Genomic DNA, 8,664 nt, shown 5'->3' with positions numbered 1-8,664 from the left:
TCAGTATTATTTATTTGAGTCCAGTGGCTAACTTATTCTTGAAATTTAGGACCAAGAACTTTTAAATAGGAACCATCAACCTAAGTAAAAAGCCAGCTTTTAAACCGTATTATAATAGGGACCTTTTAGGGTATTCCCCATATATATGGGGGTTAATTTCGTCAATATCATTATGAAACTTCAAAATCACCCGTATTCTTATATATAGGTGATTTTTCGTTATAATAAACCCCAAAGAGGTGACCAATAATGGCGGCTAAGTTAAACGATAAGTTCATCACGGACGTTCTTAACATGGTAGACCTAATCCCTGCTGGCCGGGTGGCGAGTTATGGTCAAATTGCCCGCTTAATATACCGCCCCCACAACGCCCGGCTTGTCGGTAAGGTACTTGGCAAATATGGCGGTACCGGTCACCATCCCTGCCACCGCGTCGTTACTGCCAATGGCCGTCTGGTTCCTGGCTGGATTGACCAGCGCCCGATGCTTGAAGCCGAGGGTGTACCGTTTAAAGATGAAAATCACGTTGACATTAATAAGTGCCGCTGGCCGGGGCTTTAGAATAAGGAGGGATTAGAATGGAAAATAAAATTATTTCACTGTTAAAGAAATCAGGTATCGACTACCAAGTAGTCCGGCACCCAGCGGTCTATACGGCGGCGGAGGCCGATAAGTATGTGACCGGCTACCACTTTGCCCGGGCTAAAAACCTCTTCCTCCAAAGCAAGCAGGGCTTCTTTCTCGTGATGCTGCAGGATAACCAGCGCCTTGATTTTCACTACCTGCGCGACCAATTGGCGACCACCCGGCTATCATTTGCCCGATCCAGTGACCTGGACCAGCAACTCGGTGTCCGCACCGGTGCAGTGTCACCCTTTAATCTAATCAATGACCAGCAGCATCAAGTTACCTTAGTTGTTTCCCGGGAATTATTAGCGAGTGATCCACTAGTCGGCTGCCACCCCAACGATAATACGATGACCGTGATCCTAAAATTTACGGACTTATTAAAAATTGTCCAGCAATGGGGTAATCCGGTCCGGCTGGTAAGCCTTACACCGACTGCTTAATTGGGATAATTGTAACTGACAATTACGACAATAATGAATAAAAAAGATTGCCCATCATGTTCCAAAAGTGGTAGAGTGGGAAACAGATATTATGATTGGGAGGGTGCTAGATGGCTGATAAATATGACCAAATCAAGTCGGCGTTAAAGGAGCCGGCACTTAATGCCAAAATGTTTTCTTGCCGGTTTGGCTTGGAAGCTAAAAAGCATCGGGTACTAACCAACGGACGCGCGAGTCGTTATCCATATCCGGCCGACCTGCGGACACGTCAGTATAACCTTTACCTGAATTCCGGTTTTACGGACGACATGATTGATTTTGAGACACCACCGGTAGTTGGGAGCAAGCCAGCTGTAATTAACCTAAAAATGCTGGAACAGATTATGATTGCCCACCTCCGTAGTGATGAGCGGCTTTGGCCTTTGAGTATGGCCCCAGCACCGCTATACCAAAAGGATCTGGATTACTTAAAGACCGCCTTCACTAAGCCGTGGGACCAGGAGAACCATGATTACCTGGGAAATAAATACGGAATTGAAAAGGAAATCATGGGTGACGTCCACATCAACTTTGGCCTAGATGATGACTTAATCACCGAACTTTACCACCGCTTCTACCAGGATGAATACCAAAGTGAGGTTGACTTCCGGAACCACCTTTACTTTAAGCTGGCCCAGACCTACTACCTTTACCAATGGCTTTTCACTTACCTGTTCGGTGCTAGTCCGGTCACGGAAGACATGCCTGATAGTTTTCCAGACACGCTAGAACTACCAGTGCGGAGCATTCGGGCTAGTGAGTTTGGTGATGACAACATTGCTAGTGAACGGATAACCTATAATTCATTGGAAGAGCATATTGATCAGCTACAGTCCTTTATGGATAATGGCACCTTCTACAGCCTCAAGGAATTCTTCGGCCCGGTTCGTTTACGGCGGCACAACCAAGATATGCGGGATCTCAAAGCTTCACTGGCGCAGGGGATCAATTACCTGGAGTTCCGGAACTTCGACTTGGATCCATTATCACGAACGGGAATTAGTGATGATACGTTGAACTTCTTGGAGTTGCTCCTCCTCGATGCATTGGTTTCACCGCTACCGGATAATATTGCGCAACGACTGGCAGCTGCTCGTAAGTTGAACAATGAAGTGGCCCTACAAAAGCCTAAGGACGAGACGGACCAGATGAAGGATGCGGCGACTGCCTTAATTGATGAGTTACAGAAGTTCACGGAAGACTTTAATGCGCCGCGTGAATTCCGTATGGCCCTGACCTTTGCCAAACGGCGGGTGGAAGATCCATCCCTGACCATTAGTGGTCAACTAGCGGACCGGATCGAAAACGGTAACCTCCTCTCCTTCGGGTTAAAGATCGCAAATGATCGTTACACCAACAACATTAGCTACCGCCATCCCCTCCAAGCCATCAGCAAGGACTACTCTGATGACATCCAAAAGCTTGTGCGGGCGGCGATCGAGCTCGGGGTTGAGTTCAACCTAGGGACGGACCAGGTCACGCTAGCCGTTAACGACCATCGTGAGGTTTATGAAGCTAATGCCAGCCTGGACCTTGCTAAAGGGGCCCGGCAGTTTGTCTTACAAACCTTCCCTGAAGCGGCTCGTTTCCAAGAAAAACAAGAATAATAAACAAGGGACTACTGACCTCGGTCACGGTCCCTTCTTTCGAACTAAGGTGATTTTATGCGGAACATTGGAATAATCGGTTTAGGCCACGTCGGTCGGCTCCTGGCTAACGAGCTGGTAATGACGGGGGCCGTGGATGAATTAACATTGATCGATCGCGATGACGATTTAGCGCTCGCTGTCCAAACCGACCTGGCGGATGCGGCGACAGTACTAGCGGCTCACCCGCAAATTGTTATTCAGGATTATGCGGCACTTGGGCGGGCACAAGTCTTAGTGGTTGCGGTTGGCCACAGTGCTTTAATCAAAAAAGAACCGATGGCGGAATTAGCCGAAAGCGGCCAGGCGGTAATTGACTTTGCGGACCAGGTTAAGCAAAGTGGCTTCCACGGGATCGTCCTCAACTTGACGAACCCGAACGAAGCAGTCACCGCCTTTTTACAACAGCAGTTGGCCCTGCCCAGCAAGCAGGTCTTGGGTATTGGAACCGTGTTGGAGACGGCCCGGATGCGCCGGGCAGTAGCCCACGCGGCACACTTATCTTCGGCCAACGTTACCGGCTTTGTCTATGGTCAACATGCGGGGCGGCAGGCCTTTGCCTGGTCCACGGTTCGGGTAAATGGCCAAAGTCTGACTGAATCAATCAATGGTCACCAGCTTGACGAGAGCCAATTGAAGATCCAGGCCGACTTAAGTAGCTGGTACACGCTCCATGGACTTGGTTATAACGCCAGTGCGGCGGTAGCCTGGGCCCAACGAATTATCGCGGCCATTTTAAGTGATGAACAACTCGCCTTGCCGGTAGCCATTTACCAGCCTCAGTATTCGACCTACGTTAGCTTTCCGGCCCTGATTGGTCGGCAGGGGATCGGTAACCTCCTTCTTTTGAAGTTGTTACCGGTCGAGGAGATGGCAGTCAAAACGGCTGCGGCGTCAATCAAACAGCAATTAAGTGTGTTACAAGAACTAGCAAAAGAGGGGGAAACCAATGACGATTAAAAGACTCGCAATTTACTGTGGTGCATTAAACGGACAGGGTAAGGACTACCTAGTTCAAGCCGAGAAGGTCGGTGAATGGCTGGCTGCCCACCAAATCGAACTAGTATATGGTGGTGGCCGGCACGGCCTGATGGGGGCGGTTGCCCGCGGGACGTTGGCTAATGGTGGCATCGTCCATAGTGTGTTGACCCAGGAACTTTATGACCGGGGCGTGGCACTAGCGGGTGTTACCGACCGCCAAATTATGCCGAACATGGACCGGCGTAAGGAAATGATGATGCAGATGGCTGACGGGATGATCGCCCTGCCTGGTGGGTTAGGGACGCTTGAAGAGATCAGCCAGGCTGCTTCCTGGGTAACGGTTGGTGACAACGCCAAGCCGGTTGCGATTTACAACTACCATGGCTTTTACGACGAACTAAAAAAGCAACTGGTGGCGATGAACCAAGCTGGCTTTTTAGAAGACTTATACTTAAATAATATTTACTTTGGTAATAGTATGGATGATATTTTAGAGTTTATGAAGGGTTACCAGGTACCGCACCACCGGACCTATGACAAATAACATTTAAAATAAAAAAACGCTGTTTAGCAGCGCTCCAAGATTATTGAACTGGTTGAATTGGGTAAACCTGATCGTCAGCTTCATCGGTTAAGGAAACTGGCCGTTGCTCGTTTGCCCGAATTGTAATGTGGTAACCAAACTTATCAAGAAATACTAGTTTGTCAGATTTAATTTGTTGAACCGTGGCCGGAATAACCTGATCGTCAATTCCCAATTTTAATTCAGGAGAAATGGTAATGCGATGGGAACGGTCACGTTCTTTGTCATAATATTGCCAGGTACCAGTGTAAAAAATTGGTAGCGCGGTGGTAGTGCTACTTTTCTTCGCGCGGCTGAACCCCAAAGTACTGCTGAGTCCAGCCATTAGTCCCGCGCCGAAAAGTAACATTCCTTTTTTCTTCATATTCCATCGTCTCCTCAAGGTAAGTATGTGATAAATCATTTGACTTCATGATCATTATACACATATTTGTGTTATGGAAAGATTTCAATTCTGTTAAAAACAAGAAATAATTGGTAAAATTAGGTGGAAAGAACGTATTTAGAACAAAGGAGAGAGTAGAGTTTATGCTTAAGTTAGGAATTATCGGAACGCACATTATTACTGATCAAATGTTAGATGCTGCGAAGACGACTGGTAAGTACCAGCTCACCGCGGTTTATTCACGGACGATGGACCGGGCCGAAGAGTTTGGTAAGCCTTACGGAGCTACCGAATTTTACGATGACCTTGACCGTTTCTTCACTGATGGTGACTTTGATGTTGTCTACGTGGCTTCACCCAACAGCCTGCACTACCAACAAGTTCGCAAGGCCATCGAAAACGATAAGTTCATCATCGTTGAAAAGCCATCCTTTGCTAATCCGGCGGAGTTTAGTGCGATTGAATCCTTGCTAGCTGCTCACCCTAAGGCGCGGTTGGTAGAAGCGGCGCGGCACATCCATACGCCACTGTATAACAAGGCCTTAGAGAAGGTTAATGAGATGAAGGCCAATCACTGCCAGGGAGCAACGATTACCGTCATGAAGTATTCTTCACGGTATGACAAGGTCTTAGCAGATGATAAGCCATATCCAAATATCTTCACTCTTGATTTTGCCGGTGGTGCCCTAATGGACCTTGGTGTTTACGCCGTTTATGGTGCCGTTACCCTCTTTGGTGAACCGGATACGGTTGTTTACTACCCAACTCTGGCCAAGACCGGTGTTGATGCCAAGGGTGTTGCCATCTTAAACTACGACCACTTTACCGTTACCCTTAACTTTGGTAAGACCGCCAATTCCTACCTTCCATCTGAAGTTTACGGCTTAAAGGACACCCTGGTCTTTGACAGCATCTTTGATACCAAGCAGGTTACCTACTATGATGCCGACAAGCAGGCCCACCCGTTAGAAGCCCCTGTTGAAAAGAACTCCATGACGGACGAAATGAATGACTTTGCGGACCTCTTTAATAATCCTGATGATCCTGCTGAAATGAAGAAGTACCAGCACTGGATGGACCTTGCCCGGACCGTCAACTCTGTTATGTACTCACTTCGGCAATCGGCTAACTTAACTTTCCCTGCAGACAATGATCAAGAATAGGATGATAATATTTGATCGAACAATTTAAAGAACACTTTGAAAAGCTTTACCAGCAGCCGACTGCCATTCAGTCAGCCGTGGAAAAGGCCCTGCAGACCGATGAATCTGTCCTGGGAATTGCCCCGACTGGTTCGGGAAAGACCCTGGCCTTTACCTTGCCATTGCTGCCGAAAGTAATGCCGGGTTCGGGGACCCAGATTCTGGTTTTATCGCCATCGCAAGAATTAGCCTTACAAACGGCGCGGGTAATGCGTGAATGGGGGGCTATCCTGGGGGTAAAGGTTCAGTCACTGACCGGTGGCGCCAACCTTCGCCGGCAGGTTCTCCACCTCCATAAGCACCCGGACGTTGTTGTCGGTACCCCGGGGCGGGTTCTCCACATGCTGGATAACCACCACTTAAAGCTTGGCCACCTGCAGACGCTGGTAATTGATGAGGCCGATGACCTTCTCCAGGATGACACCCTGGCAGTAGTTGAGGATATTGAACGGGCTACCCCGTTGAGTACCCAGTTGGCCTTCTTCTCGGCTACGATGTCCCCGGTTCTAAACCAGTTAAACGTTATGTTTGGCCGGGACATTGTAACCTTTGACGTTCGGGCAACCGACCACTCGCGGGGTCCTGTTCAAAACGTTTATCTGACGGCCCGGACCAATGCCCAAAAGACAGCCACCCTCCGGCGCCTTGCCAGTATGAAGGACTTTCGTGCACTAGTCTTCTTTAATAGTACGCGGACCCTCCACTATGCCGCTAGCCGGCTCCGGCATGAGCACGTCGCAGTGGGGACACTGGGCGGTCGCCAGCGCCAGACGGAGCGGGAAAAGGCGATGCGGATGTTCAGGAAGCGGCAGATCAAGTTGCTTTTGACGACCGACCTGGCCGCGCGAGGGCTGGATATCCCGAAACTTCCTGGGGTGGTTAACTTCGACCTCCCGACGGAAACTAATACCTATGTTCACCGTGCCGGTCGGACGGGCCGCCAGGGAGAGCGGGGGATCGTGATTAACCTCGGTGATGACCACGATATCCGTGACTTAAAGAAGCTCGTTAAGGACTTAGACGTCGAGCTCAAGCACTTCTACATCTACCAGGACCACCTGACCGATCAAAAGCCGAGTGCGGGTGAGCAGGTGGTGCCATTTGCGAAAAAGGCGGACCGGCACCTACAAAAGGAACAGTTGGCTGGTGAGTCCAACTTACGAAAGTCGGTTGACAAGACCTTTGCTGGCTTTTCCAAGCCGAAGAAGCGGCGCCATAAGAAGAACCGGAAGAATAAGGGGATTCGGCTAAAGCACCGCCGGAAAAATTCATAAATAAAAAAAGAATATTATCACTTTACCTAATTGTTAGGAAATGCGATAATATTCTCTGTTTGGTCCCATAGCATAATTGGATAGTGCATCCGCCTCCTAAGCGGTCGATTCCGGTTCAAGCCCGGATGGGATCATAAACTCGAGTCGAGAAACCGTTGTTTCCCGGCTCTTTTTTATTTAATTGAAAAAGGTGTACAATTAAAATAATTATGACTAAGAAGGAGTGATATAGGTGCAAGCACCCTATCGTGTAATGTTTTTATTTGGTACGCGGGCCGAAGCCCTAAAGTTGGCACCAGTGATTAAAAAGATGCAAGCAACGCCCAGTACCTGGCACTTGATCATTGCGACGGCTCCCCAGCCTCAGCAAGCCGCACTCCTTCAACAGGCCGTCGACTACCTGGATATTACGGTCGACTTCGACCTCACTCAGGCGTCCGGGAAAGAGGAGCACTTGGTGGAGGAACTTAGTCAGCTGCTCCATAACCTTAATAATGTCATCAATGCTAGCCAGCCCGATATGTTGTTGGTGGTAGGGGATGCAACGACCAGTCTGGCGGCTAGTCTAGTGGGCTTTTACCACCACTTACCGATTGGCCATATTGAGGCGGGGCTGCGGACTTATGATAAATGGTCACCGTTTCCCGACGAGATGCACCGGCGCTTGACCGATGACCTCGCCGACCTCTACTTTTCCCCGACCACGCGGGCCCGGGATAACTTGCTGGCTGAACACCATCCCGCTGAGCAAATTTATGTGACTGGTAATACCGCCATTGACATGGTCAACCAGGCACTGGATGACGACTTTACTAGTGACCTGCTTCGCCAGCTCCCGAGTGAACACCGGTTGATCATCTTGACCATGAAACGGCCGGAGAGCATTGGTGAGCCGATGCGGCAGGTCTTTCATACGATGCGTGACATTATTGAGACTAATCCCGATGTTGAACTGATTTATCCGGTGGCCCCTAATCCGGAAGTGATGGGGATGGCCGCTAAGATTTTTGCTAAGCATCCCCGGATCCACCTGGTGGACCCCCTAAATTACCATGACTTTTTAAACCTAGCTGCCCGGAGTGATTTGATTATTACCGATTCTGGTAGTATCCAAGAGGAAGCCCCGGCATTGCATAAACCAGTGTTACTTTTGCGAGAAAAGACGGAACGGCAAGAGGCAGTAGACGTCGGTGCTGTCAAAATTGTCGGGACCGACCCCACAAGCATCCAGCAGGCGGTGTTTGAACTGTTTAATAGTCACCGGGCTTATAAGCGGATGGCTGAAGCAGATAACCCGTTTGGGGATGGGCATGCCAGTGAACGAATCTTAAAAATCGTCGCCGACTACCTGGCGAAACGCTAGTGAACTACTCGGCTATAAATGACCGAGCTTCTGGGAACGCGAAGTAGTATTTAGGATGTTGTATCGGTATTCTGAAGACCTAACTTACAGAACTTTGCTCTTTTACCATGGCTAGTCCCTA

Annotated in this window: 9 protein-coding genes and 1 tRNA gene; 9 read left to right on the top strand and 1 reads right to left on the bottom strand. The window is 49.1% G+C overall.

What is annotated here, in order from left to right:
• Positions 1 to 249 precede the first annotated feature (249 nt).
• From ACI31H_RS03750 to ACI31H_RS03730, 5 genes are all read left to right on the top strand, one after another.
• Entirely contained in the window at positions 250 to 561 is a 312-nt protein-coding gene (locus ACI31H_RS03750) for an MGMT family protein (RefSeq protein ID WP_439770662.1), read from the top strand.
• A 17-nt stretch (positions 562 to 578) separates the two neighbouring features.
• Entirely contained in the window at positions 579 to 1,070 is a 492-nt protein-coding gene (locus tag ACI31H_RS03745) for a prolyl-tRNA synthetase associated domain-containing protein (protein WP_439770661.1), read from the top strand.
• Between the two features lie 110 nt (positions 1,071 to 1,180).
• Positions 1,181 to 2,716, top strand: a complete 1,536-nt coding sequence (locus tag ACI31H_RS03740; RefSeq protein ID WP_439770660.1) for a glutamate--cysteine ligase — start codon at positions 1,181 to 1,183, stop codon at positions 2,714 to 2,716.
• 57 nt (positions 2,717 to 2,773) lie between these two features.
• The gene (locus ACI31H_RS03735; protein WP_439770659.1) at positions 2,774 to 3,715 is read left to right on the top strand and encodes a lactate/malate family dehydrogenase; all 942 of its coding nucleotides are present in this window, start codon (positions 2,774 to 2,776) and stop codon (positions 3,713 to 3,715) included.
• The gene (locus ACI31H_RS03730) at positions 3,705 to 4,280 is read left to right on the top strand and encodes a TIGR00730 family Rossman fold protein (protein ID WP_439770658.1); all 576 of its coding nucleotides are present in this window, start codon (positions 3,705 to 3,707) and stop codon (positions 4,278 to 4,280) included. The genes ACI31H_RS03735 and ACI31H_RS03730 overlap by 11 nt, the downstream gene beginning before the upstream one ends.
• Before the next feature lie 40 nt (positions 4,281 to 4,320).
• On the opposite strand, the gene ACI31H_RS03725 is transcribed toward ACI31H_RS03730, so the two are convergent.
• On the bottom strand, positions 4,321 to 4,683 hold the full coding sequence (locus tag ACI31H_RS03725) for a DUF4828 domain-containing protein (protein ID WP_439770657.1): 363 nt from the start codon (positions 4,681 to 4,683) through the stop codon (positions 4,321 to 4,323).
• A gap of 164 nt (positions 4,684 to 4,847) precedes the next feature.
• Here ACI31H_RS03725 and ACI31H_RS03720 point away from each other — a divergent pair, with 164 nt between their 5' ends.
• The 4 genes from ACI31H_RS03720 to wecB all read left to right on the top strand — a co-directional run bounded on the left by ACI31H_RS03720 (position 4,848) and on the right by wecB (position 8,543).
• Entirely contained in the window at positions 4,848 to 5,867 is a 1,020-nt protein-coding gene (locus tag ACI31H_RS03720; protein ID WP_439770656.1) for a Gfo/Idh/MocA family protein, read from the top strand.
• An 11-nt stretch (positions 5,868 to 5,878) separates the two neighbouring features.
• Positions 5,879 to 7,180 (top strand): DEAD/DEAH box helicase, encoded by a 1,302-nt coding sequence (locus ACI31H_RS03715; RefSeq protein WP_439770655.1) that lies wholly within the window; start codon positions 5,879 to 5,881, stop codon positions 7,178 to 7,180.
• A 61-nt stretch (positions 7,181 to 7,241) separates the two neighbouring features.
• Positions 7,242 to 7,314 (top strand) — tRNA-Arg (locus tag ACI31H_RS03710).
• A 98-nt stretch (positions 7,315 to 7,412) separates the two neighbouring features.
• Positions 7,413 to 8,543: a non-hydrolyzing UDP-N-acetylglucosamine 2-epimerase gene (gene wecB, locus ACI31H_RS03705; protein WP_439770654.1), complete on the top strand. Its 1,131-nt coding sequence runs from the start codon at positions 7,413 to 7,415 to the stop codon at positions 8,541 to 8,543.
• Positions 8,544 to 8,664: the final 121 nt, after the last annotated feature.

The organism is Limosilactobacillus sp., from assembly GCF_051873035.1.
Classification (GTDB): Bacteria; Bacillota; Bacilli; order Lactobacillales; family Lactobacillaceae; genus Limosilactobacillus.
This window is presented reverse-complemented; position numbering and strand designations above follow the sequence as displayed.

Excerpts from the sequence above, each read along its gene's own strand:
- ACI31H_RS03740 (WP_439770660.1), top strand. The coding sequence starts at position 1,181 with ATGGCTGATAAATATGACCAAATCAAGTCGGCGTTAAAGGAGCCGGCA.
- ACI31H_RS03725 (WP_439770657.1), bottom strand. The coding sequence starts at position 4,683 with ATGAAGAAAAAAGGAATGTTACTTTTCGGCGCGGGACTAATGGCTGGA.
- ACI31H_RS03720 (WP_439770656.1), top strand. The coding sequence starts at position 4,848 with ATGCTTAAGTTAGGAATTATCGGAACGCACATTATTACTGATCAAATG.
- ACI31H_RS03735 (WP_439770659.1), top strand. The coding sequence starts at position 2,774 with ATGCGGAACATTGGAATAATCGGTTTAGGCCACGTCGGTCGGCTCCTG.
- ACI31H_RS03730 (WP_439770658.1), top strand. The coding sequence starts at position 3,705 with ATGACGATTAAAAGACTCGCAATTTACTGTGGTGCATTAAACGGACAG.
- ACI31H_RS03745 (WP_439770661.1), top strand. The coding sequence starts at position 579 with ATGGAAAATAAAATTATTTCACTGTTAAAGAAATCAGGTATCGACTAC.
- ACI31H_RS03750 (WP_439770662.1), top strand. The coding sequence starts at position 250 with ATGGCGGCTAAGTTAAACGATAAGTTCATCACGGACGTTCTTAACATG.